This is a genomic window from Pleomorphomonas oryzae DSM 16300 (genome assembly GCF_000422965.1).
Taxonomy (GTDB): domain Bacteria; phylum Pseudomonadota; class Alphaproteobacteria; order Rhizobiales; family Pleomorphomonadaceae; genus Pleomorphomonas; species Pleomorphomonas oryzae.
Window position 1 is genome coordinate 458720 of sequence record NZ_AUHB01000001.1, and the last position, 24661, is coordinate 483380.

Consider the following 24661-nt stretch of genomic DNA (forward strand, 5'->3'; position numbering starts at 1 on the left):
GCCGGCGGGTCGACGCGATCCGCCGGCAAAACGCTAAAGCCGCCAGCCGGTGTCGACGTCGAAGAAGGACGCTTTCTGGATATCGATGGTGACCGGGAAGGTGCGATCCGCCTCACAGCCATCGTCCTGCCCCACGAGATGCGACAGGCTGATGCCGTCGAAAATAGACCAGGCGAGGATGCTGCTGCCCATCGGCTCGATCAGCGACACCTTGCCTTCGATGGCCTGGGTCTCTCCCCTGGCGGGAAGGATGTGCTCCGGCCTGAGACCGAGCACGACTTTCCGGCCGCTTTCAATCTTCTGCGCAAAGGGATAGCGGCTGACGTCAAGCCGGAAGGCGCCGTCGGCGAAGAAGAGGCGATCGCCCTCCGCGACAAGCTCGCCTTTGACCTTGTTCATGGCCGGCGAGCCCAGGAAGCTACCGACGAACTCGTTGGCGGGCTTGTTGTAGACGTTGAGCGGCGTATCGAGCTGCTGGATGAGGCCATCCTTCATGACCGCGATGCGATCGGCCAGTGTCAGCGCCTCGATCTGGTCGTGGGTCACGTAGATCATGGTCGACTTCAGCGTCTTGTGCAGCTTCTTGATCTCGAGACGCAGCTCGGCCCTGAGCTTGGCATCGAGGTTGGAAAGCGGCTCGTCGAACAGGAAGATATCGGCATCACGCACCAACGCTCGGCCGATGGCAACGCGCTGGCGCTGGCCACCGGAGAGCGCCGACGGCTTGCGATCGAGCAGGTGGTCGATCTGCAGGAGCTCTGACGCCCACTTCACTTTCTTCTCGATGATTGCGCGATCGATGCCGGCAATGCGCAGACCGAAGGACAAGTTCCGCTCGACGCTCATGGTCGGATAGAGCGCGTAGGACTGAAACACCATGCCGATGCCTCGATCCTTCGGATCGGTCCAGGTGACGTCTTTGTCATTGAAGAGGATGCGGCCGCCGCTGACGTCAGCAAGACCGCCGATGGCGCTCAGAAGCGTCGACTTGCCGCAACCGGACGGACCGAGCAGCACGAGGAACTCGCCGTCCTGGATGGTCAGGTCGAGATTCTTGACGATCGCCACATTGCCGTAGCTGATCTCGAGATTTTGCAGGGACACTGAACTCATGGCTTAACCCTTCACGGCACCGGAGGCGATGCCGCGCACGAACCAACGGCCGGACACCAAGTAGACGGTGAGTGGGACCAGCGACGTGAGCACGGTTGCCGCCATGTTGACGTTGTAGGCGCGCTCGCCGGTGGTGGTGTTGACGATGTTGTTGAGCTGAACGGTCATCGGCAGGTTTTCGCGGCCTGCGAAGACGAGGCCGAGCAGGAAGTCATTCCAGATGGCCGTCACCTGCATGATCACCGCAACGATGGCGATCGGCACCGACATCGGCAGGATGATCGAGATGAAGATCCTCCAGAAGCCGGCGCCGTCGATACGCGCCGCCTTGAACAGCTCGACCGGCAGGCCCGAATAGTAGTTGCGGAACAGGAGCGTCATCACCGGCATGCCGAAGATTATGTGCGTCAGCACGATGGCAGACAGCGACCCATAGATGCCGGTCTGGGCGTAGAAGCGAACCAGCGGATAAATGAACACCTGATAGGGAACGAACGAGCCGAGCAGCAGACAGGCAAACAGCACGTTGGCGCCCTTTACCTTCCAGAAGGACAAGGCATAGCCGTTGATGGCGCCGAGCAGGATGGAGAAGATGACGCTCGGCACCAGGATCTTCACCGAGTTGCCGAACCCCACCCTGAGGCCGGTGCACTCGAGGCCGGTGCAGGCGGACGTCCAAGCCTTGATCCAGGCATCGATGCTGAACTGCTGCGGCAAGGAGAAGATCAGGCCGAGACGGATTTCGTCCATGCTCTTGAACGACGTGACAAGCATCACGTAGAGCGGCAGCAGGAAGAACAGCGCGAGGACACCGAGGAAGGCGTAGATGCCGACGCGGCCCCAGACTTCCTGGTAGGTGAGCGGGCGCTTGGTCGCGGATTTTGCCTGAGGCATCACGACGCCCTCCCGCTCTTCCGGAAATACTGGGAATAGATGACGGGCGCCATGACCAGCAGAACCGTGACGAGCATGACCGTCGACGCTGCCGTGGCGAGGCCGATGTTGGCGCGCTCGAACAGGTTGTCCATGATGAACTTGGCCGGCACTTCGCTGGCCGTGCCGGGGCCGCCGTTGGTCATGGCAACGACGACGTCGTACATCTTGACGATGCTGATCGACAGGAGAACGAGCGAGGTGATGATCATCGGCCGGAGCATCGGCAGGACGATCGAAAGATAGACACGCCAGGTCGGGATGCCGTCGATGCGCGTCGCCCGCCAGATCTCGGTGTCGACCCCACGCAGACCGGCAAGGATCAGCGCCATGACGAGGCCGGAGCCGTGCCAGACTGTGGCGAGGATGATGGCGTAAAGCACCATCTTCGAGTTGACCACCCAATCCAGGACGAAACCGGAGAAGCCGAGGCCGTGCATGGTGTGCTGGATGCCAAGATCCGGATTAAGGATCCATTGCCAGATCAGGCCGGCCACCACGAAGGACATGGCGTAGGGATAAAGGAACACGGTGCGGAACAGGCTTTCGGCGCGCACGTTCTGGTCGATGAAGATCGCCAGCAAGGTGCCGAGAACGAAGCAGATCAGCAGGAAGAAGAAGGCGATAATGACGAGATTGCCGAGCGAGGTCAGCCAGCGCGGCGTATCGAACAGGGTGAGGTACTGGGCAATGCCGACGAAGTCGTTCCTGGGCAGCAGCTTCGAACTCGAAAACGACAGCCGGACCGACCAGGCCATGGTGCCGAGATAGGCGAAGATGACGACGACGGCCATCGGCAACAGGGCAATGTAGGCAACCAGGTTGCGCTTTACATGCCGGGTAAGTTCGGCTCCCACGGGCTCCTCCCGAATGTGATGGACGGGAAGACGGACGACCGTCTTCCCGCACTTTTGAGGCAGGATCAGCCCTTCAAGGCCTTGTCGAACCGATCGATGGCCTGATCGACGGTCATCGGCGTGTTCCAGAGCTCGGTGACGATGTCCTGAACGGAGCCGTACATGGACTCCTCCATCATCTGCGATGCGTCCGGCGCTTGGCGAGCCGGATCGGACATGATCTTCATGCCGAGCTGGGCGCAGGCGTCCAGGCTCGACACGTCGACGTCGGAGCGGATCGGGATCGAGCCCTTGAGGTTGTTGAACTTCACCTGGACCTCGGGGCTCGTCATGATCTCGACGAGAAGGTGCTGAGCCTTGATCTGTTCGGCGTTGTCGGTCTTCGGGAAGACGAAGACGTCGCCACCAAGGACATAGGGCGAGTCGGCACGAAGGCCCGGAATGCAGCCGTAATCCTTGCCGATTTCCTTCTTGGCCTGCTTGAATTCGCCCTTGGCCCAGTCGCCCATCACCTGGAAGCCAGCCTGGTCCTTGATCAGGAGCGCGGTGGTGTCATTCCAGTTGCGGCCCGGCGAGGCCTGATCGACATAGGGCTTCAGGCTGACGAAGGTCTCGACGACCTTGCGGAACTCCGGCGAGCGGATCGCCGCCTCGTCCTTGTCGCCATAAACCGACTTCCAGAGCTTGCCGCCGCCCACATTGGTGAGTACGGCCGAGAACAGCGAGTTCTCCTGCCAGCGCTGACCGCCGAGGGCGAGCGGGGTGATGCCGGCGGCCTTCAGCTTGTCGAGAGCGGCGAAGAACTGCTCGATCGTCTCCGGCGGCTTCTCGATGCCAGCCTTGTTGAGGGCGGCAACCGAGTACCAGATCCACAGGGGCATATGGATGTTGACCGGCGCGGCGTAGTACTTGCCATCGACCTTCACGGCCTTGGCGATCGGCTCCGGCAGGACCTTATCCCAGTTGTTCTTGGCCGCGACGGCGTCGATGTCGTTGAGGAGGCCCTCACCGATGATCTCGTGATACTGGCGCGACGTGTTGAACAGCGCAGCCGTCGAGGGATCGCCACCGACGATGCGATTGATGGCGGCGCTACGAGCAGCCGAGCCACCGGCGACGGCATTGTCCACCCACTGGCCGCCGGCTGCATTGAACGCATCGGCGAAGACCTTGATGGCAGCGGACTCGCCACCCGACGTCCACCAATGAATGACCTCGGCCTTGAGCGGCTCCTCCGCCTTCGCAACACCGGTCACGGCCGCAAGGGCGATCGCCGATACGGCGACCATGTGTTTCATTCCCATCGTGGTTCCTCCCAAACAGGTAACGCCAAGGCATTCCGACCAGCGCAGCCTTGGGTGAATAACGGCTCCCGATCCAAAAGTGGGATCGGTTCCATTTTTGACCTAACAGCCTTGATTTTGTCAATGCGCCTTGCGAGAAAAGCGGGAACGGAGAAACACGCAGTTGGTGGAAATTGGATTTCTGTCCTTTAAAAACAAAAGGATAAATGATATCTTGTCGGCTGTTTGGGTGATCGGAGTTGCGAGATGGCGACCGTAAAGGATGTGGCAAAGCTGGCCGGCGTCGGGTCCGGAACCGTTTCGCGATACATTTCTGGAACCGGTTCCGTTTCGAAAAAATCGGCTGAAAAGATCGCCCGCGCCGTCGAGCAGCTCAACTACCGGCCGAACAGCATGGCCCGGTCGCTGTCATCGCGCCGGTCCGATCTCATCGGCGTCTGGGTGCCGTCGCTGGAAGGTCCCTACTACCACATGATGATCCGGACGATCGAAAGCGCGCTCCGCTTGCAGGGCAAGCACATGATCCTCGCCAATGCGGAGGACGCGCAGTCCAACGAAGACCGCCTCGCCCATCTCGATTATCTGATCAACCGCGACTGCGACGGCATCCTGATATCAAGCTCGTTGCAGAGCGAGTTCGAACTGGCCCGCTATGCCGAGAAGTTTGCCAATCTCGTCGTCATGAACCATCACACCGAAGAGCTGGCGGGGCGTTGCTTTTCGATCGATCACGACCTCGGTGGTCGGCTGGCGGCCCGCCATCTCGTCGAACTGGGGCACGCGAGGGTTGCCACCATCACCGGCCGGCTTTCGGCGTTGGACGCTCGCCAGCGCCACGTTGCCTTCTTGGATGAGATGGTCAGGCTCGGCCACCCGGTGGCGCCGGAGCGCATTATCGAGGGCGCCTTCTCCTACGCTGGCGGTGAACAGGCCGTCGCGGCGTTGCTCGCGTCGGGCACCGACTATTCGGCAGTGTTCTGCGGCAACGACAAGGTGGCGATGGTGCTGATCGCCGAACTGCACCATCGCGGCATCTCCGTGCCTGGCGACGTGTCGGTCATCGGCTATGACGATGTCGAATTTACGCCCTATACCGCCCCGGCTCTCAGCACGGTCCATGCCCCGATCGAAGAGATGAGCCAGTCGGCCTGCCACCAGCTTCTCAACCTCACCTATGGTCTCGAACTCCCTTACCAGGAACACTTCGAACCGTCGCTTTCCGTGCGGCAGTCAACCGGACCATCCCGCGCCTAGCCGAACTTTCCCCATCCGAGAGACAACGATGCCTTCCTTCATCGAAAACGGAACCCGGTTCCACCTGGACGACCCGACGCTCGCTCCCAATTCCGCCGGTTACCTTTGGAACCGCCGGATGATGATCCAGATGAACAGCCGCGGCTACGCGGTGAGCCAGTACATGGATCCGGAACCTCGCAAATATGCCCACCCGCCAATCATTCCGGCGCAGACCTTCATGCTGCCGGAGCAGACCTATTATCCCAACCACCCCGGCCGTTTCTTCTACGTCCGCGACAACGACACCGGTGCCCTGTTTTCAGCGCCTTACGAGCCGGTGCGCGCCCAACTGGATCGCTTCGCCTTCGAGCCCGGTCTGTCCGACATCCGCTGGCTGATCGAAAAAGATGGCGTCCGGGTCGAGCTTTGCCTTGTCCTGCCGGTGGATGATGTCGCCGAGCTCTGGACGGCAAAGATCACCAACATCTCGGCCGAAAAGAAGAGCCTGTCTTTCGTCCCGTTCTTTCCGGTCGGCTTCATGTCGTGGATGAATCTGGGCGGACATTTCGACCCCGCCCTCAATGCGGTGGTCTGCACCTCGGTCACGCCCTACCAGAAGATCGAGCAGTATTTCAAAAACCAGCACCTCAAGGACATCACCTTCCTGGCCGCCGACCGCCGACCGGACCATTTTGAGGTGGCCCAACAGGCCTTCGAAGGCGAAGGCGGGCTGCATGCTCCCTCGGCGCTGGCCGATGGTGGCGATCTCCGCGACGGCGAGGCGTATTACGAGATCCCCGCCTGCGTCATGCAGTGGGATCTGACCATCGCCGCCGGCGAAAGCGAGGAATTCCGATTCGTATTCGGCCCGGCAAAGGACAAGGCCGAGATCGCGGCTGTCAGGGCAAAATACATCGAGGGCGACATCGAAAAGGTTCGGCGAGATACCCACGCCTACGTGACCGAGGGTGGCCGCAGCTGCCTGGAAATCCAGTCGCCCGACGAGACCTTCAATCATGTCGTCAATCACTGGCTGCCGCGTCAGGTATTTTATCACGGCGACACCAATCGTCTGACCACCGACCCGCAGACGCGCAATTATCTGCAGGATGCGCTGGGCGTACTCTTCATCCGGCCAGACACGACGCGCGAGGTCATCCTCCACGCCGTGAGCCAGCAGCACGCCAGCGGCAAGATGCCGGACGGCATCCTGCTGAGGCCCGATGCCGAGCTCAAATTCATCAACCAGGTGCCGCACACCGATCATGGCGTTTGGTTGGTGATCGCCGTCAAAGCCTATCTCGATGAAACCGCCGACCGCTCGATCCTGGACGAGACGGTAGCCTGGGTTGATGACGCCACCCCTTCCAGCATTCGCGAGCATGTGACACGCGCCTTGCGCTTCCTTGCGTCCGCAGTCGACGAACGGGGCCTTCCCTACATCGAGCAGGGAGACTGGTGCGACCCCATGAACATGGTCGGCTACAAGGGCAAGGGCGTTTCCGGCTGGCTGGCCGAGGCGTCGAGCTATGCCATGTTGCTCTGGTCAGACGTCTGCGCTGCCGAGGGCGACGCGGAAACCTCGGCCTGGCTGAAGGCCGAATCCGCAGCGCTTGTCGACAGCATCAACCGCCATCTCTGGGATGGCGACTGGTACGGACGCGGCATTACCGATGATGGCGTGGTGTTCGGCATATCGACCGACACGGAAGGCCGCATCTTCCTCAACGCCCAGAGCTGGGCACTGCTCTGCGGCGCGGCCGACGAAGACCGCAAGGCGCGCATGCTCAAGGCGATCGACGAACAGCTGGTCACACCCTATGGCGTGGAAATCCACGCGCCGTCCTTCACTGCCATGCGCGACGACATCGGCCGCCTCACCCAGAAGTGGCCCGGGGTCGCGGAGAATGGCGCCGTCTACAATCACGCCGCGGCCTTCTATGCCGCCTCGCTTTACCACGTGGGCGAAGCCGACCGGGGATTCAGCGTGCTGCGCGCCATGGTGACCAACCCCGACCGAGAGGACATTGCTGCGCGCGGTCAGCTGCCACTCTATATTCCCAACTACTATCGCGGCGCCTATCGACAGTTTCCGCGCACCGCCGGCCGGTCCAGCAATCTCTTCAACACAGGCACAGTCGCCTGGGTTTACCGGGCGATCATCGAGCAGCTTTGTGGCCTGCGGGGTGAAGGCGATGGAGCGGTGATTGCGCCGCAGGTTCCATCCGCCTGGCAGGAGCTGACCTTTACCCGCCGTCTGCGCGGCGCGACATTCAACGTCGCCTTCACACGCGAGGACGGCCTCACTGAACAGATGGTAGAGGTCGACGGTCACCGCCTTGAAGGTGGAAGGCTTGCCGCTGTCGAAGCTGGCCGCATCTATGACGTAAGGGTGAGAAGCCCTCGCTGAGATCTGGTCGGGAGGACACGATGATCGTTATCGTCATGGGGGTGTCGGGTTCGGGAAAGACCACGGTCGGCGAGTTGCTCGCTGACCGAATGGGCTGCGGCTTCTCCGATGCCGACGATTTCCATCCTGCCGCCAACGTCGAGAAGATGCGAGCTGGCACCCCGCTGACCGACGATGATCGCTGGCCGTGGCTGCGGGCGTTGCGGCATGCCATCGAGGATTGGGAGGCGGCCGGCGAGAGCCGTATCATTGCCTGTTCGGCCCTGAAGGACGCTTATCGCGACATCCTCGCGCCGCGAAACGACGTGGTCTTCGTCTATCTCAAGGGCGATACCGAGACGATCGCCGAGCGGCTGAAGGCCCGCAAGGGCCACTACATGAACCCCAACTTACTGACCAGCCAGTTCACCACGCTGGAAGAACCCGCCGATGCTATCGTGGTCGATATTACCCCGCCGCCGCCGGCTGTCGTCGACGAAATCATCGACCAGCTCAGCGCGCGTGGGCTAACCCGGGAAAAGAGACCGATATGACTGTTCGCTCCATCATCTCCGACGTCACCGAGCGGATCGAGCGACGCAGCCGGTCCAGCCGTAGCGCTTATCTCGCTGACATCGAACGGGCACGCGAGGCGATCCGAGCCGCCGGCCCAGCCCGGCACCGCTTGGCCTGTTCCAACTTGGCTCACGGATTTGCCGCCTGCCCCGCCGATGACAAGCAGCGGCTTGCCGGCGCCGAGGCGATCAATCTCGGCATCGTCACCACCTACAACGACATGCTGTCGGCCCACCGCCCCTACGAGCGCTATCCCGAGCTGATCCGCGAGGAAGCACGCCGGCTTGGCGCCGTTGCCGAGGTGGCTGGCGGCGCGCCCGCCATGTGCGACGGCATCACGCAGGGGCGGACGGGCATGGAGTTCAGCCTGTTCTCGCGTGACGTCATCGCCATGTCGACGGGCGTCGCCCTGTCGCATGACATGTTCGACGCTCTGGTGATGCTGGGCATCTGCGACAAAATCGTTCCCGGCCTCGTCATGGGGGCCCTGGCCTTCGGGCATCTGCCGGCCCTGTTCATTCCGTCCGGCCCGATGTCGACCGGCCTTAGCAATGCTGAGAAGAACGCCGTCCGCCAGGCCTATGCCGCCGGTACGGCCACCGACGCCGACCTTCTGGAGGCCGAGGCGAAATCCTATCATTCACCCGGCACATGCACCTTCTTCGGCACCGCCAATACCAATCAGATGCTGATGGAAATCATGGGGCTGATGCTCCCCGGCTCCGCCTTCGTGGCGCCGGATACGCCGCTGCGCGACGCGCTGACCCGCGCCGCCGTAGCCCGCGCCATTGCCATCGCCGGGACGGGCGAGAACAGCCTGCCGATCGGCCAATTGCTCGACGCCCGCAGCTTCGTCAACGGCATCGTCGGCCTCTGCGCCACCGGTGGTTCGACCAACCTGACCATTCATCTGATCGCCATGGCCCGCGCCGCCGGCCTCGTCATCGATTGGGACGACTTTTCCGCGTTGTCGGCCGCGACGCCGCTCCTGGTGCGCGCCTACCCCAATGGCAAGGCGGACGTCAACGGCTTCCGCGATGCCGGCGGCGTGCCTTTCCTGGTCCGCGAACTGCGCCGGGCCGGTCTCCTCCACGACGACGTTCAAACCATTCTCGGCACCGGCCTTGCCTCCTATGAGCGGACGCCTGAGCTCAACGCCACCGGCGCATTGATCTTTGCCGAAACACCTGCCGCCAGCGCCGACGAGGCCGTGGTGCGCTCGATCGATGCTCCATTCCAGCCAACCGGTGGCATCAATCTCCTGACCGGCAACCTTGGGCGGGCGGTGATCAAATCGTCGGCCGTCGCGACCGAGCACCAGACGGTCGAGGCACCGGCGCGCGTCTTCACATCGCAGGAGGCATTTCTGGCCGCCTTCAAGGCCGGGCTTGACGAGGACTTTGTCGCCATCGTCCGCTTCCAGGGGCCGCAGGCCAACGGCATGCCAGAACTCCACAAACTGACGCCGGCGCTCGGCCTGCTGCAGGACCGAGGGCGCAAGGTGGCGCTGGTCACCGACGGCCGAATGTCCGGCGCCTCCGGCAAGGTGCCGGCCGCCATCCACGTGACCCCGGAAGCCGCGCGCGGCGGTCCGATCGGTCGCGTTCGCGACGGCGATATCGTCAGGCTCGACGTGTCGGCCGGCCGCCTCGATGTGCTGGTATCCCAGGAGGAATGGGACGAGCGGCGTCAGGCGGTGGTAGAGCCCGGTATCGAAGGCAGCGATCGTCGCTTGTTCGGTGTATTGCGACGGGCGGTCGGAACGGCCGAAGAAGGGGCGACAGCGCTCGGGTGACCGAAAGATACCCAGTTCATGGTCCGAACCGGAGGCGACTATGGAAGAAATCGCCCAGTCCTATCGGGACTATATCGCCTGCCTGAACCGCCGGGATTGGCCCGGATTGCGCCGCTTCGTGCATGAGGATGTCCGTCACAACGACCGCTTGCTTGGGCTATCGGGCTATCTGCAACTGCTCCAGGCTAACGTCCACGACATCCCCGACCTCAGTTTCGACATCGGAATGCTGGTTGCCAGTCCTTCCCGGCTGGCCGCCCGCCTCCTGTTCGACTGTACGCCGGCAGGTGTGTTCATGGGGCTACCGATCAATGGCCGAAAGGTCGCCTTCGCCGAGCACGCTTTCTACGAGTATCGCGACGGCAAGATTTGGGACGTCAAGTCGGTGATTGACAAGGCAGCCATCGAAGCGCAGCTCTGAGATCAGTCCTTATCCGTCGGCTGTCCCGCATAGAGCGCGCGGGCCGCCTCGATACGCGCCGCGTTGGCGACGACCCATTCCGCGAGCGATCGCACCGGCACCAGAAAATCCCGGCCGAGATCGGTGAGCGCATACTCCACCTGAGGCGGCTTGCTCGGCGTCACGGTGCGGGAAACAAGGCCGCTTTCCTCAAGGTCCTTCAAGGTGGATGTCAGCACCTTCTGGCTGATCTCGCCCACGTCGCGACGCAACGCGTTGAAGCGGCGCGGGCCGCGCCCCAGCACACGCACAACCAGCACGGTCCACTTGCCGGTGAACTGCGACAGCATATGGCCGATGAGGACGCAGCGGTTGGTTTCCGCCTGTTGGTCTGGCACGTCCACAATGTCTCCTTATCTACGCATTCGTTTGCGACACAGCTTGTTCAGGAACAACCGGGCAGGTCGTCTATTCGGGGGCAGCACAACGGGTAGTTTCCATTAGGTGCCCTAGTGCCCTGAAAGTGCCTCCTTGCGAGGCTACAAACTAATTGTACTCTAGTTACCTATTAACACCAGCATACATGAGGATACCATGACTTTTAAGCCCCGGATCGCCCTTATCATTGGTTCCACACGACCGACCCGCTTCGCCGACAAACCTGCACAGTGGATGCTCAAGCAAGCTCAGGCTCGCGATGACATGGAAGTAGAACTCGTCGACCTGCGCGACTTTTCCCTGCCGTTCTTTGCCGAGAAGGCATCGAACTTGTGGATGCCTAGTGAAGATCCGGCGGCGATCCGCTGGCAACAGACCATCGCCCGTTTCGACGGCTATATTTTCGTCGTAGCCGAATACAATCGCTCGATTACAGGTTCTCTCAAGAATGCTCTCGATCAGGCCTATGTCGAGTGGAACCGCAAGCCGTTCACGGCTATCGGCTACGGCGGCCTGGGCGCCGCGCGCGCCATCGAGCATTTGCGCCTGATCGGTGTCGAGTTGCAGATGGTCCCGACTCGTAGCGCGGTTCATATCGGCGGCGGTGACTTCATGGCCGTTGCTCCCATGGGCGGCAACAAGCCCATTGAGGATATCGAGGCCAACCTGCTGCCCTCCGCGAAGGCGGCCCTCGACGATCTGGTCTGGTGGGCCAAGGCGACCAAGGCAGCGAAAACCACGCAAGTGTGATTACCGGTAGAGAAACTCGACCGAGGTTCGTCGGTTGATTGCCAGCGCCCCGGTGAAAAGCTGGGGCGCCGGTATCAGTTCCAGGCGAAAGGATCATGCTCCATGGTATTTTCCCATCAGAGCAGCGATGGCGGTCGTCCTCTTGAGGACGCCGAGACGAACAAGGCCATCGTCCGCCGCGCCTTTGAAGAATGGGCCAGCGGCGGCACCGACTTCTTCGACATTCTTGATGACGAGGCCAAATGGACGATCGCCGGATCCGGCCCGTCCGCCCAGACCTTTCATGATCGCAACGCTTTTCTGGCGGGCGGATACGGACCGATCGCCGATCGGTTCGCCACGCCGATGAAGCCCGAGGTACTCGGCATATATGCCGACGGCGATGAGGTGATCATCCGTTGGAACGGCGCTGCCGAGATGAAGGACGGCCAGACCTACCGCAACAGCTATGCCTGGTTCTTCCGCATGCGGAACGGAAAGGTCATTGAAGCCACCGCTTTCCTCGATCTCCCGACCTATGACGCAGCGCTGGCGGGCAAGCCCTTGCCGCATTGGCCGACCATCTGACACCTCAACGTTTGGAGGAGTGACGCGATGAGCAGCGAACCCATACGCATTGGTCTCGTAACCGACCTCACCGGCCCCTATCAGTCCGTTGATGGACCCGCTGGGGCCGATGCCATCCGCATGGCGATCGAAGAGATTGGCGAAGTTGCCGGTCGTTCCGTCGAGCTCCTGCTCGGCGACCACCGCAACGATGAGAACGAGGCGGCTCGGATCGCCCAGCAATGGTACGGCGAGGACGGCGTCGACATGGTGGTCAGCGGCGTCAACTCCGATACCAGCCTCGCCATGACGGCCGTTGCCGCTGAACACGGCAAGCCGATTTTCGTTGTCGGCGCGGGTACTTCGGTCCAGACTCGCCAACGCGCCGCGCCCGCGATCATTCAATATGCCTATAGCACGGTCGCCCTCGGCACTGTCCCTGGGCTGGCGCTGACTCGACAGGGTCTGAAGCGCTGGTTTTTCATCACCGCCAAATATCCCTTCGGTCTCGAACTCGAGGCGCACGGTTCCGATGCGATCAGGGCTGCCGGCGGCACCGTCGTCGGATCGGTCCACAATCCTCACGGCGAGGACGATTTCACGCCCTACATCGAAGCTGCCCGCGATAGCCAAGCCGAAATCCTGGGCCTCGCCAATGGCCATGCCGAGCTCCTGAAAGCGATGGCGGCGATGGACCGGATGGGCCTTGCGAGCAGCATGAAGCTTGTCGGCCTGCTGACCTTCATCGACGATATCCACGACATGGGTCTCGAGCGGGCTCAAGGCCTCTATTTCGCCGATAGCTGGTTCTGGACGCGCGACGCGGAGTCGCGCGCCTGGGCCGAACGCTTCCACGCCCGCCAGGGACGAATGCCCTCGTCCCTGCAAGCCGCCGACTATTCGGCTGCTTTTCAATATTTGAAGGCGGTCGCCGCTGTCGGGACTACCGACGCCAATACCGTCATCCAGCATCTCCGCAGCGCGACGCTGAGTGACATGTACGTCCGGAACGGGCGCATTCGAAACGACGGCACCATGCTCCACGACATCTACCTGCTGCGAGCGAAAGCGCCTGGGACGTCGCAGAGAGAATGGGATGTCTACGAACTGGTGGCGACTGTGTCGGGCGAAGAAGCCTTTCCGGAAGGTTCCGGCTGATCGGGCAACCTCTCGCCGGTCAGTAACCCAGTTCGTGAGAGACCCGGGTACCGATCACTTTCAGCTGTTCGATGAATGACTTGAACTCATCCATCGACACATTTTCGACCACGGTCGAAATGGAAATGGCGGCGACGAGCTTGCGGTCGTGCCCCCAGATGGGCACGGCCGCGCACCGACAACCGCGAACATTTTCCTGCTCGTCGACGGCAAAGCCGTCCGAGCGTACCTTGGCAAGCGCCGTTTCGAAGACGTCGCGCCGGGTGATGGTATTCTCGGTAGAACTTGCGAAGTCATAGGCATCAAGGGTCTTGCCGATAGCGGCAGGTTGCTGGAAGGCGAGCAGCACCTTGCCGATGGCCGTGGTGTGGATGGGCATGCGCCGGCCAATCCGGGAATAGACGATGATGGAGCGCGTTCCCTCTACCTTATCGACGTAGACGCCCGACTTTCCGTCGAGCACGCCCAGATGGACCGTCTGACCAGTCCTTTCCGACAGTTCTTCCAGGTAGGGTCGCGCCACGGCGATGAAATCGCGCGAGCGTTGGACGAGATAGCCGCGCTCCAGCAGCTTCACACCGAGACGATAGGGGGCATTGGCTTCCGTCTGCTCGATGTAGCCTTGAGCCTGCAGGGTCTTCAGGAGCGAGTGGAGGGTGCTCTTATGCAGCCCCGTCAGCTGGCTGATTTCGGCCAGGTTGAGCTCGACCTTCTGCTCGTTGAAGAGCTCCAGGATATTAAGGGCGCGCTCCACAGCCTGAATGAGGGGCATTTCACGGCAACTCCGGCGGCAGGATCAGCTCCTGCGATTCTTGATCTCAGTTCGATTAGTGCGCCAACGATCGCAATCCAAGAGCGAAAGGACGGCGATGGCGCGCGTGCGGCATGCGACGCGAGAACCCCATTCGACGCCTTGCCGGGTATTTTTCTGTTTCCTACCAGTGATATAGCCATCGTCTCTTTCACCCAGCTCTTTGTGGGGCGCTCTGGTGATGCGGGTCTTTGCCTACACAGCATCCCGGATTTACCGGGCCTCGTGTCATGGCTAACGTACGACATTATAAAACATCGTTCTATAATGTAGAACGCCTAGACATAAGGTTCAGGAGTTTCCGATGGCTGCAACGCGTTTCGAAGGCATCATTCCGCCAGTGTCGACCATCTTTACCGAAGCGGGCGCCTTCGACCCGAAGGGGCAGGCGCTGGTGATCGAGAAGCTGGTCACTGCCGGTGTTGATGGTCTCTTCATCTGCGGTACCGGCGGAGAGTTCTCCCAGATGACCACCGCCGAGCGGAAGACGGTGGCCGAATTCGCGGTGAAGCAGGCAGCTGGCCGCGCCAAGGTGCTGATCGGCGTCGGCTCCAACAACCCGCGCGAAGCCATCGAGCTCGCGGTCCATGCGGAAGCCATCGGCGCCGACGGCATTGTCGTGGTGAACCCCTCCTACTGGAAGGTCACCGAGCCCCGCCTTCTCAAGTACTTCACCGATATCGCCGGCGCCACCAAGCTGCCGGTGCTGCTCTACAACATCCCCTTCCTGACCGGCCAGGACCTGACGCCCGCCTTCGTGAAGTCGGTGGTCGAGATGGCTTCCAATGTGGTCGGCATCAAGGAAACGGTGGATTCCATCGGCCACATCCGAGAGATGATCAACGTTGTCGGCGCCGTGCGCCCCGATTTCCAGGTGCTCGCCGGCTATGACGATCATCTGCTGACCACGCTGATGCTGGGCGGCGCCGGCGCCATCTCAGCCAGCGGCAACTTCGCGCCGGAACTCTCCATCGGTATCTACAAGGCCTTCCGCGCCGGCGATTTTGCCAAGGCCGTCGAGCTGCACAGCCGCCTGATCCGCCTTCCGTCGATGTACGGTCTCGACACGCCCTTCGTGAACGTGGTGAAGGAGGCGATGCGCCTCACCGGCCTCGACATCTCCACCTACTGCTTGCCGCCCGCCGGTCCGCTGGCCGCCGACAAGCTGGCCCGCCTCGCCGATCTGCTGAAGCAGGCCGGTCTCGTCAAATAATCAACCAGCCCTCGGAGGGAGGATCCTCATGTCCATCAAGGAAATCTACGACGAGAGCAACGAGGCCGTCTATGTCGCGGCGACCAACGCTCCCGGCCCCGCCGGCAAGTTACCGCTGACGCCGGAGATGCTGATCAATCGCCCGAGCGGCGACATCTTCGGCATGACGCTCAACGCCGGCATGGGTTGGGAACCGGAAAAGCTCAACGGCAAGGAAGTGCTGATCATCGGCGTCACAGGCGGCATCCGCGGCGCCGATGGCAAGCCAGTCGCCCTCGGCCTGCACACCGGCCATTACGAGACGCCGCTTCAGTTCGAGGCGGCGGCGCGTGAGGTGGCCAAGGCAGGGGGCGTTCCCTACGCCGCTTATGTGAGCGATCCCTGCGACGGACGTACGCAGGGCACCACCGGCATGTTCGACTCCCTGCCCTATCGTAACGACGCCGCCATCGTCTTCCGTCGGCTGATCCGTTCGACGCCGGTGCGCAAGGCCGTCATCGGCCTTGCCGCCTGCGATAAAGGCCTGCCGGCTCTGATGATGGCTCTCGCCGCCCAGCGCGACTTGCCGACCATTCTCGTGCCCGGCGGCGCCACGCTGATGCCGACCAAGGGTGAAGATGCTGGCAAGGTGCAGACCATCGGCGCCCGCTTCGCCAACGGCGAACTCACGTTGGACGAAGCGAGCGAGCTCGGCTGCCGCGCCTGTGCTTCGGCCGGCGGCGGTTGCCAGTTCCTCGGTACGGCCGGCACTTCGCAGGTGATTTCGGAAGGCCTCGGCCTCGCTCTGCCGCACTCGGCCCTGTCGCCGTCCGGCCAGCCGGTTTGGCTCGAAATCGCTCGCCAATCGGCGCGGGCCGTGCTCCAGCTCGAAGAGCGCGACATCACCACCAAGGACATCGTGACCTCGAAGGCCATCGAGAACGCCATGGTGGTTCATGCCGCTTTCGGCGGTTCGACCAACTTGCTGCTGCATCTGCCGGCTATCGCTCATGCCGCCGGCTTGCCCATGCCGACCGTCGACGACTGGACAGCGGTGAACCGGCGCGTGCCGCGCCTTGTCAGCGTCATTCCCAACGGACCGATCTATCATCCCACCGTTCGTGCCTTCATGGCCGGTGGCGTGCCCGAAGTGATGTTGCACCTCCGGGCGCTGGGCCTTCTCAACCTCGACGTTCTCACCGTGACCGGCGAGACGCTCGGCGCCAACCTCGACTGGTGGGAGACCTCCGAGCGTCGCCGCCGCTTCCGCGACATGCTGGAGAAGCAGGATGGTGTCAGCCCTGATGACGTGATCATGCCGCCAGCCAAGGCAGCAGCGCGCGGCCTCACCTCCACCATCACTTTCCCGATCGGCAACATCGCCCCGGAAGGTTCCGTCATCAAGTCGACGGCCATCGACCCTTCCGTCATCGGCGAAGACGGTGTCTATCGCCACAAGGCCAAGGCCAAGGTGTTCGTTTCCGAGGTCGACGCCATTCATGCCATCAAGACCGGCAAGATCGTCGCCGGCGACCTGATGGTGTTGATCGGCGCCGGGCCGTCCGGCACCGGCATGGAAGAGACGTACCAAGTCACTTCCGCCCTGAAGCACCTGTCCTATGGCAAGCACGTGGCTCTGGTCACCGACGCGCGCTTCTCGGGCGTATCGACCGGCGCCTGCGTCGGGCATGTCGGCCCGGAAGCCCTGGCCGGCGGCCCCATCGGCAAGCTGCGCGATGGCGACGTGGTCGAGATGATCGTCGACTGTCGCAAACTGACCGGGTCGCTGAACTTCCTTGGCACCGAGGATAAGCCCGCCACCGCCGAAGAAGGTGCGGCCATCCTGGCTGCCCGACCGCGGCATCCGGACTTGGCGCCACAGGCCGAACTGCCCGACGATACCCGTCTCTGGGCGGCTCTGCAGGCCGCAAGTGGCGGCACGTGGCGAGGCTGCGTCTATGACGCGGACAAGATCATCGAGGTGCTCGAAGCCGGTCGCGCCGCGCTGGCATCAAGAAAGAGCTGATTGATATCGGAGAAGAGGCGGCAACGTCTCTTCTTCAACAAAACTGCCGGCGCCCAGAGCTGGCATGTGGAGGGCACGGCGGCCGAGGGGGCCGGTCGTCCATCCGAACAGCGCAACAGGCCATAGGCACCGGAACGGCACCCACCGATCCGGCGTGGGCGGTCTGTTGTCTTCGCCGGCAGGCCGGCAACGCTAACCAAACCGAGGGAAGAGGAAATGCCTTTAGTCATCGTCGTGGCCGGAATCGTGCTGCTGCTGCTGTTGATCATGAAGCTGAAACTGAACACGTTCGTTTCGCTGATCATCGTCTCCTTCTGCGTCGCGCTGGCCCTTGGTCTGCCGCTCGACAAGGTGGTGAAATCCATCGAGAGCGGCCTCGGCGGCACGCTCGGCCATATCGCCTTGATCTTCGGCCTCGGCGCCATGCTGGGCCGCCTGATCTCCGACGCCGGTGGCGCCCAGCGCATTGCCGTCACGCTGATCGAGAAGTTCGGCGAGCGGAACGTCCAGTGGGCGGTGGTCGTCGCCTCGTTCATCATCGGCATCGCGCTGTTCTTTGAAGTCGGCTTGGTGCTGCTGGTGCCGATCGTGCTGACCATGGCCAAGCAGATGAAGCTGTCGCCGCTGCATCTCGGCGTGCCGATGTGCGCTGCGCTGTTGGCCACTCACGCCTTCCTGCCGCCGCACCCCGGCCCGACGGTGATCGCCGGCGAGTATGGTGCCGACATCGGCCAGGTGCTGGTCTATGGCATTCTCATCGCCATCCCGGCGGTCATCATCGCCGGTCCGATCTACAACGCCATCGCCAAGCGGATCGTGCCGTCGGGCTTTGCCAAGAAGGCCGACCTCAACACCATTGGCTCGTTCAAAACCTTCGAGCTCGACAAGACGCCGGCCTTCGGCATCTCCGTGCTCACCGCCATGTTGCCGGTGATCATGATGTCGGTCGCCGCCATCATCGCGGTGATCCGCAGCGAAGCGGGCATCGCCGACAACACCGGTTTCGCCGTCATCCGCTTGGTTGGTGACGCCTCGGTGTCGATGGTGGTGTCGCTGCTGTTCGCCATGTGGACCATGGGCGTCAAACGCGACATTCCGGTCAAGGACGTCATGGCCTCGTGCACCTCGGCAGCGAGCCACATCGGCATGATGCTGCTGATCATCGGCGGTGGCGGCGCCTTTAAGCAGGTGCTGATCGACGGCGGCGTCGGCAAGTACGTCGCCGACCTGTTCGCCGGTACGAATGCCTCGCCGCTGATCTTCGCCTGGGGCGTCGCCGCGTTGCTGCGCATCTCGCTCGGCTCGGCCACCGTGGCCGCCATCTCGACGGCTGGATTGGTCATCCCGATGCTGGCAACGCACAACGTCAACCTCGCCCTGGTGACGCTGGCCACCGGTGCCGGTTCGGCGATCTGCAGCCACGTCAACGACGCCGGCTTCTGGATGTTCAAGGAGTATTTCGGCCTGTCGATGAAGGAGACCTTCGGCACGTGGACGGTTCTCTCGACGATCGTCTCGGTACTCGGCCTGATCGGCGTTCTGGTTCTGGAAGGCTTCGTCGGCTGACGACGGGCCAAAGCTGAGAATATCGGCGGTCGCGACAAACGTCGCGGCCGCTTTTTTGTTGCGGCGTTCCGGTTCAGCCAGACGTCTTCTCGCTGGGATAGATGACGCCGATCTGCCGTCTGATGTCGTCGAGCGTTTCCATGATCGCCACGCTTTGCTCAAGTGGCAGGATGGGACTGATCCGCTCACCGGCGGCGACCAGCCGTTCCAGCTCAACGGCCTGGAAGTGCATGCCACGCCCCTTCATGGCCGCCGGCCTAAACTCCTCGATCAGGTTTTTCTGGCTGTCGTAGATCCGGAAGGTGGTCGGCGTATACCACACGCCGTCAATCTCGACATGGCCTTCGGTGCCGTTGATCTCGGCGCGGTTGGCGCCCGGCGCATCGCTGGCCGACACCGTCAAGGCGCTGGCACCATTTGCGTAGCGGAACAGCGTGGACACTTCGGCGTCGGCGCCGGTTGCCTTCAGGCGGCCCGACGCGAGCACCTCGGTCGGACGCCCCAGAATGTCGAAGGTAAAGGAAATCGGATAGATGCCGAGATCCAGCAAAGCGCCGCCGCCAAGCTCCAGCGCGTTGAGGCGGTGGTTTGGATCGTCGGGCAAGTCCTGGGTATGCGTTGCCAGGAGCGTGCGGATCTCGCCGATCATGCCGCTGGCCAGCGCCTCACGCAGCCGGACCATGTGCGGCAGGAAGCGCGTCCACATGGCTTCGAGAACGACGACGTCATGCTTGCGCGACAGCTCAAGGAGATGCCGGGCTTCCGCACCGGTCAGCGTGAAAGACTTTTCGACGAGGACGTGCTTGCCTTCGGCAATGCAGAGTTCGGCCGCGCTTGCATGGAAGGGATGTGGCGTCGCAATGTAGACGACGTCGACCTCGGGATCGGCGGCAAGTGCCTGATAGCTGCCGTGCGACCGGGGAATGCCATGCTTGGTGGCAAAGTCTACAGCCTTCTCGATGGACCGCGAACCGACCGCCACCACTTCCATGTCGTTGTCGAGGAGATCCTGGACAAAGAGATCGGCGATCCAGCCTGTCGCCAGAATGCCCCAACGTAACTTGGCCATAGACTACCTCCCCTTTTGTCCCTTCAGAGCAGATCGGTCAGGCCGGCCAACCGACCAACCGAACGCGTCCGGGGTAAGCCTCGCATTTATCTGACAAAAGGTCGAGGCTCAGGAGGGCGGGGCTAATTTCCGATATCGATCTCCACCGAGGGCGCAGAGCGAGGGGCAGCCCCGTGGAAGACGGCTTCGACGTTGTTGCCGTCCGGATCGAACAGAAAGGCCGCGTAGTAGCCTGGGTGATAGGAGCGCTCTCCCGGGCCTCCGTTGTCCCGTCCGCCGGCGGCCAGTCCCGCCTGATGGAACCGCATGACGGCCTCGCGATCATTCGCCTGGAAAGCCAGATGCACACGCGTCGCCGCACTCTCATCCTCTCCCAGCGCGTCGATCCAGAGTTCGTCGCAAGCGATGTGCCAGTCATCGTCCGCCAGAAGGGGGACTTCGAGCGCCTCAAGTACCGCACGATAGAATTTCGCCGTGGCAGGAAAGTCCCTGGCTCTTAGCTGGACGTGGTCGATCAGACGGCCTCGATGCAGAATCATGCGAAACTCCCTGAATGGCGCCCTGCCGATTTTGGCAAGGCGCTTCCTCTCGGATCATTGCTACCGCGTCATCCTGACGGCATCCGTCACCAGTCGCGCCTTGTCACCCGTTATCCGGCGATCGGAGGGTTGAGGCGGGCGAAACCTTCCTGCCGTCGATAAGGAAAGTGCGGATAGGGCGCGGTGACCGCACTCGCGGCATCGAGTTTGACGATCTGCTCTGCGGAAAGCCTCCAACCGATCGCACCGAGATTTTGGCGCAACTGATCTTCGTTGCGGGCGCCGATAATGACCGAGGACACGGTCGGCCGTTCGATCAGCCAGTTGATGGCGACCTGCGGCACGGTCTTTCCCACCTCGGTGGCGACCTCCTCCAGCGCATCGATGACACGATAAAGGTGTTCGTCTTCTACCGGCGGGCCGTAGCTAGCCGTGTCATGCAGACGGCTTCCCTCGGGCAAGGGCGCACCGCGCCGGATCTTTCCCGTCAGTCGGCCCCAGCCGAGCGGACTCCACACCAGCGCGCCGAGCCCCTGGTCGACGCCGAGCGGCATCAGATCCCACTCGTAGTCGCGGCCGAGCAGCGAGTAATAGACCTGATTGGCGACATAGCGCGGCCAGCCGTAGCGATCGGCAACAGCCAGCGCCTTCATGATCTGCCAGCCGGAGAAATTGGAGACGCCGACATAACGGACCTTGCCGGCCCGCACGAGTGTGTCGACGGTCGACAGCACCTCTTCCATCGGGGTCGCCGCGTCGAAGGCGTGGAGTTGCAAGAGGTCGATATAGTCGGTGCCGAGCCGCTTCAACGCGTCCTCGACGGCGCGGATCAGGCGGAAGCGCGACGAGCCCGAATCGTTCGGGCCATCTCCCATCGGCAGACTGGTCTTGGTCGAGATGAGCGCTGCGTCACGGCGCCCCTTGAGGGCGGCTCCCAGCACCTCCTCGGATGCGCCGGCGGAATAGACGTCGGCGGTATCGAACAGGTTGATCCCTGCCTCCAGACAAATATCGATGAGACGGCGTGCCTCTTCAACATCAGTATTGCCCCAGGCACCGAACAACGGGCCGGTGCCGCCAAATGTGCCGGTGCCAAAGCTCAAGACCGGAACCTTGAGGCCGGAACGTCCGAGAAAGCGATAGTCCATGGCTTGATCCTTTCAGATGGATTGGAGTCTGTGGTCAGACCTAATTCAGGTTGAGCGGCAGAGCTGGGCCGAGCGATGGCCGGTCGTTGCGGCGAAAAGCGCGGCCACGACTGCCGCCGCTGGAAACAGGCTGGCTACCAGCGGCACGAAGGTGAGGCCGGGACCGTGGTCGATCACCAGACCGCCGGCCCAGGCGCCGATGGCGTTGCCCAGGTTGAAGGCGGCGATGTTCAGGGAAGACGCGAGATTCTGGCCGGCTCCCTCGGCCTTTGACAACACCCACATCTGAAGCGGCGCGACGGTGGCAAAACCGGCGGCGCCGAGCAGCCCGGTGAACAGCACAGCCGCAGTGGGCGAGCCAAGAGCTGGCGTCATTGCCGCGAGGACCACCGCCAATGCGATCAGCGTGCCGAATACTGCGGCGAGAACGCCGCGATCTGCCAACCTGCCACCGACCAGATTGCCGACGACCAGACCGCCGCCGAAAACCAGCAGGATTGGCGACACCGCCTGCTCGCCGAAACCGCTGATACGGGTCAGCATCGGGGCGATATAGGTGAAGACGGCGAAGACGCCTGCATAGCCGAGAACCGTCGTGACAAGTCCGAGCAGCACGGGCGCCCGGAGGATAGCGGCAAGGTCGGCCCGCCAGTCCTCGGCATCATCGGGCCGGTCACCCTTGGGCACGAATAGCGCGATGACGGCGAAGGCCACGAGCCCGACCAGCGTGACGGCGCTGAATGTAGCCCGCCATCCGAACTGCTGGCCGATCCAGGTTCCTATCGGCACGCCAAGAATGTTGGCGACCGTCAGTCCGGTGAACATCACGGCGATGGCCGACGCCTTGCGATCGGCCGGAACAAGGCTGGTCGCCACCACCGAACCGACGCCAAAGAAAGTGCCATGGGCAAGCGCGGTCAGCACCCGCGCGGCCATCAGAAACCCATAGGTCGGCGCCAGGGCGCAGGCGGCGTTGCCGGCAATAAAGACGGCCATCAGCGCGAGCAGTACCGTCTTGCGCGGCCAGCGGCTGGTCAGAACGGTCAATACCGGAGCACCAGCGACAACGCCGAGCGCGTAGCCGGAAATCAGAAGCCCCGCCGTGGCGATCGACACGCCGAAATCGGCGCCGACCTCCAGCAGGAGACCCATGATGACGAATTCGGTGACGCCGATGCCGAAGGCACCGGCAGTCAGGGCGTAAAGAGCCAAAGGCATGATCTGTCCCACAGGGTTGATATCAGTGGGCAGAAGATAGACGCAGCAGAGGAAGTGATATAGAATGCCATCTGTCACATCACTTGTGAATTGAAGGAACAATGGCGCGTTCTGAAATCAATCGATCGGGCGAAATGGAGGTCTTCGTCTGCGTCGTCGAGCAGGGTGGCTTTTCCGCTGCCGCGCGCGCCTGTCGGATGACGCCCTCAGCCGTCAGCAAGCTGGTGAGCAGGTTGGAAACACGGCTCGGCACTCGCCTCGTCAACCGCTCGACCCGCGCCTTTCAGCTGACGCCGGAGGGCTGCGCCTTCTACGAACGCGCGACACGTATCCTGGCTGACATCGAGGATGCCGAGCGCCTTGCCGGCGCCGGCGAGCAGCCGGTGGGCCGCATTCGCCTGAACACCAGCGCGTCCTACGCGACCCATGTTCTGGCGCCGATCCTGCCGGAGTTCTTGCAGCGCCACCCCGGGGTATCGCTCGACCTGATCCAGACCGACATGATCGTCGACCTCCTGGCAGAGCGCACCGATGTGGCGGTCCGCGCCGGTCCACTCAAGAGCTCCAGCCTGGTCGCGCGAAAGCTCGGCGACAGCGCCATGGTCATCGTGGGGGCACCTGCCTATCTTGCCCGTTTCGGCGAGCCGAAAACGGTCGTCGACCTCGACGACCATATCCGCCTCGGGTTCGGTTATGTCCGCGCCCTCGACGGCTGGCCGCTGAAAATAGAGGGTGAAACGACGGTCATCCCCACCGTCGGCCGCGCAACGGCGAGCGACGGTGAGGCATTACGGCAGATGGCGCTCGGCGGTGCCGGGCTTGCACGTCTCGCCGCTTTCACGGTTCGCGATGATATCGCCGCCGGGCGGCTTGCGCCGGTGCTGGAAGCATTCAACCCCGGCGACAGGGAAACATTCCACGCCATTCACACCGGCCAAGGCGGCCCCCTCCCCTCGCGGGTCCGCGCTCTGCTGGACTTCCTCGCAGAACGGGGGAAGGTTTCCTGACCGCCGTCAGGCGTGCTGACGACGCTTGGTTGGCTCGAGCGGTTGGCCAGAAACGACGCCTCCACCGAGGTCCGAAAGGATTGGGCAGTCGGGCCGATCATCGCCGTGGCAGCAGGCGACCAGCGTCGACAGGCTATCGACCATGCCTTGCAGCTCGGCGATGCGGGTCTGAAGAACCTCGATGTGTCCGCTCGCCACCCGATGCACGTCGCGGCTGGCCCTGCCGCGATCGCGCCAGAGCGACAAGAGTTCGGCGATCTCGGCCATGTCGAACCCCAGTCCACGCGCCCGCCGAATGAACCGCAGCTCGTGCACGTCGACGGCGCCGTAATCGCGGTAGCCGTTGTCGCGTCGCGCCGCCGGCCGCAGCAGGCCGGTGGATTCGTAGTAACGGATCATTTTGGCCGTGACGCCGGATGCCTTCGCCGCATCGCCGATGTTCATGGGATAATCCTTCATGGACGGATAACCGGAACCCGAAGCCTTCGCCTCGGTTGACCGCACAGCACCTTCGGTTCGCCGACAATTATACGCTTGACCTTACCATGATGGGAAGGTCGATCCTCGGTGACATCAACATCGCCGTCCGA

The 24661-nt window shown here is 62.7% G+C and carries 23 protein-coding genes; 12 read left to right on the plus strand and 11 right to left on the minus strand.

Going from position 1 to position 24661, the window contains the following annotated elements; genetic code table 11:
* Positions 1 to 33 precede the first annotated feature (33 nt).
* The 4 genes from G522_RS0102165 to G522_RS0102180 all read right to left on the minus strand — a co-directional run bounded on the left by G522_RS0102165 (position 34) and on the right by G522_RS0102180 (position 4207).
* Complete coding sequence (locus tag G522_RS0102165) at positions 34 to 1113, minus strand: ABC transporter ATP-binding protein (RefSeq protein ID WP_026789647.1); 1080 nt, start codon at positions 1111 to 1113, stop codon at positions 34 to 36.
* A gap of 3 nt (positions 1114 to 1116) precedes the next feature.
* Positions 1117 to 2007: a carbohydrate ABC transporter permease gene (locus tag G522_RS0102170; protein WP_051228100.1), complete on the minus strand. Its 891-nt coding sequence runs from the start codon at positions 2005 to 2007 to the stop codon at positions 1117 to 1119.
* Complete coding sequence (locus G522_RS0102175) at positions 2007 to 2840, minus strand: carbohydrate ABC transporter permease (RefSeq protein WP_051228217.1); 834 nt, start codon at positions 2838 to 2840, stop codon at positions 2007 to 2009. Before G522_RS0102175 ends, G522_RS0102170 begins: the two co-directional genes overlap by 1 nt.
* A gap of 128 nt (positions 2841 to 2968) precedes the next feature.
* On the minus strand, positions 2969 to 4207 hold the full coding sequence (locus tag G522_RS0102180) for an ABC transporter substrate-binding protein (RefSeq protein ID WP_026789650.1): 1239 nt from the start codon (positions 4205 to 4207) through the stop codon (positions 2969 to 2971).
* Between the two features lie 246 nt (positions 4208 to 4453).
* On the opposite strand from G522_RS0102180, the gene G522_RS0102185 reads away from it, so the two are divergent.
* Genes G522_RS0102185 through G522_RS0102205 form a run of 5 tightly spaced genes read left to right on the plus strand, consistent with a single transcriptional unit; the run spans position 4454 to position 10624 of the window.
* Positions 4454 to 5461 carry a LacI family DNA-binding transcriptional regulator gene (locus tag G522_RS0102185; RefSeq protein ID WP_026789651.1) on the plus strand — a complete coding sequence of 336 codons (1008 nt, stop codon included), beginning with the start codon at positions 4454 to 4456 and terminating at the stop codon, positions 5459 to 5461.
* A gap of 28 nt (positions 5462 to 5489) precedes the next feature.
* Positions 5490 to 7853, plus strand: coding sequence for a GH36-type glycosyl hydrolase domain-containing protein (locus G522_RS0102190; protein WP_036837612.1), 2364 nt, complete (start codon positions 5490 to 5492; stop codon positions 7851 to 7853).
* Positions 7854 to 7873: 20 nt separating this feature from the next.
* Positions 7874 to 8386, plus strand: a complete 513-nt coding sequence (locus tag G522_RS0102195) for a gluconokinase (RefSeq protein WP_026789653.1) — start codon at positions 7874 to 7876, stop codon at positions 8384 to 8386.
* Entirely contained in the window at positions 8383 to 10203 is a 1821-nt protein-coding gene (edd, locus tag G522_RS0102200; protein WP_026789654.1) for a phosphogluconate dehydratase, read from the plus strand. The genes G522_RS0102195 and edd overlap by 4 nt, the downstream gene beginning before the upstream one ends.
* Positions 10204 to 10243: 40 nt before the next feature.
* Positions 10244 to 10624: an ester cyclase gene (locus G522_RS0102205; protein ID WP_026789655.1), complete on the plus strand. Its 381-nt coding sequence runs from the start codon at positions 10244 to 10246 to the stop codon at positions 10622 to 10624.
* A 2-nt stretch (positions 10625 to 10626) separates the two neighbouring features.
* Here G522_RS0102205 and G522_RS0102210 read toward each other — a convergent pair whose 3' ends face one another.
* A complete protein-coding gene (locus G522_RS0102210; RefSeq protein ID WP_051228219.1) occupies positions 10627 to 10953 on the minus strand; it encodes a winged helix-turn-helix transcriptional regulator in 327 nt (108 codons plus the stop codon).
* Between the two features lie 244 nt (positions 10954 to 11197).
* On the opposite strand from G522_RS0102210, the gene G522_RS0102215 reads away from it, so the two are divergent.
* The 3 genes from G522_RS0102215 to G522_RS25160 all read left to right on the plus strand — a co-directional run bounded on the left by G522_RS0102215 (position 11198) and on the right by G522_RS25160 (position 13495).
* Positions 11198 to 11791 carry an NADPH-dependent FMN reductase gene (locus G522_RS0102215; protein WP_026789657.1) on the plus strand — a complete coding sequence of 198 codons (594 nt, stop codon included), beginning with the start codon at positions 11198 to 11200 and terminating at the stop codon, positions 11789 to 11791.
* A 102-nt stretch (positions 11792 to 11893) separates the two neighbouring features.
* Positions 11894 to 12358 carry a nuclear transport factor 2 family protein gene (locus G522_RS25155; protein WP_051228103.1) on the plus strand — a complete coding sequence of 155 codons (465 nt, stop codon included), beginning with the start codon at positions 11894 to 11896 and terminating at the stop codon, positions 12356 to 12358.
* Positions 12359 to 12385: 27 nt separating this feature from the next.
* The gene (locus tag G522_RS25160) at positions 12386 to 13495 is read left to right on the plus strand and encodes an ABC transporter substrate-binding protein (protein ID WP_051228106.1); all 1110 of its coding nucleotides are present in this window, start codon (positions 12386 to 12388) and stop codon (positions 13493 to 13495) included.
* 19 nt (positions 13496 to 13514) lie between these two features.
* Here the strand turns inward: G522_RS25160 and G522_RS0102230 are convergent, their stop codons facing one another.
* Positions 13515 to 14267 (minus strand): IclR family transcriptional regulator, encoded by a 753-nt coding sequence (locus tag G522_RS0102230; protein ID WP_026789658.1) that lies wholly within the window; start codon positions 14265 to 14267, stop codon positions 13515 to 13517.
* Positions 14268 to 14610: 343 nt separating this feature from the next.
* On the opposite strand from G522_RS0102230, the gene G522_RS0102235 reads away from it, so the two are divergent.
* The 3 genes from G522_RS0102235 to G522_RS0102245 all read left to right on the plus strand — a co-directional run bounded on the left by G522_RS0102235 (position 14611) and on the right by G522_RS0102245 (position 19090).
* Entirely contained in the window at positions 14611 to 15519 is a 909-nt protein-coding gene (locus G522_RS0102235; RefSeq protein WP_026789659.1) for a dihydrodipicolinate synthase family protein, read from the plus strand.
* A 28-nt stretch (positions 15520 to 15547) separates the two neighbouring features.
* On the plus strand, positions 15548 to 17524 hold the full coding sequence (locus G522_RS0102240; protein ID WP_026789660.1) for a YjhG/YagF family D-xylonate dehydratase: 1977 nt from the start codon (positions 15548 to 15550) through the stop codon (positions 17522 to 17524).
* 216 nt (positions 17525 to 17740) lie between these two features.
* Positions 17741 to 19090, plus strand: coding sequence for a gluconate:H+ symporter (locus G522_RS0102245; RefSeq protein ID WP_026789661.1), 1350 nt, complete (start codon positions 17741 to 17743; stop codon positions 19088 to 19090).
* A 73-nt stretch (positions 19091 to 19163) separates the two neighbouring features.
* On the opposite strand, the gene G522_RS0102250 is transcribed toward G522_RS0102245, so the two are convergent.
* From G522_RS0102250 to G522_RS25165, 4 genes are all read right to left on the minus strand, one after another.
* Positions 19164 to 20159 carry a Gfo/Idh/MocA family protein gene (locus G522_RS0102250; protein ID WP_026789662.1) on the minus strand — a complete coding sequence of 332 codons (996 nt, stop codon included), beginning with the start codon at positions 20157 to 20159 and terminating at the stop codon, positions 19164 to 19166.
* A 122-nt stretch (positions 20160 to 20281) separates the two neighbouring features.
* Positions 20282 to 20698: a VOC family protein gene (locus G522_RS0102255; protein WP_026789663.1), complete on the minus strand. Its 417-nt coding sequence runs from the start codon at positions 20696 to 20698 to the stop codon at positions 20282 to 20284.
* Between the two features lie 110 nt (positions 20699 to 20808).
* Positions 20809 to 21846 carry an aldo/keto reductase gene (locus G522_RS0102260; RefSeq protein ID WP_026789664.1) on the minus strand — a complete coding sequence of 346 codons (1038 nt, stop codon included), beginning with the start codon at positions 21844 to 21846 and terminating at the stop codon, positions 20809 to 20811.
* Between the two features lie 45 nt (positions 21847 to 21891).
* Complete coding sequence (locus tag G522_RS25165; protein WP_051228109.1) at positions 21892 to 23064, minus strand: MFS transporter; 1173 nt, start codon at positions 23062 to 23064, stop codon at positions 21892 to 21894.
* Positions 23065 to 23165: 101 nt separating this feature from the next.
* On the opposite strand from G522_RS25165, the gene G522_RS0102270 reads away from it, so the two are divergent.
* Positions 23166 to 24071, plus strand: coding sequence for a LysR substrate-binding domain-containing protein (locus G522_RS0102270; protein WP_026789665.1), 906 nt, complete (start codon positions 23166 to 23168; stop codon positions 24069 to 24071).
* 6 nt (positions 24072 to 24077) lie between these two features.
* Here the strand turns inward: G522_RS0102270 and cueR are convergent, their stop codons facing one another.
* Positions 24078 to 24515: a Cu(I)-responsive transcriptional regulator gene (gene cueR / locus G522_RS0102275; RefSeq protein ID WP_026789666.1), complete on the minus strand. Its 438-nt coding sequence runs from the start codon at positions 24513 to 24515 to the stop codon at positions 24078 to 24080.
* Positions 24516 to 24661 lie beyond the last annotated feature (146 nt).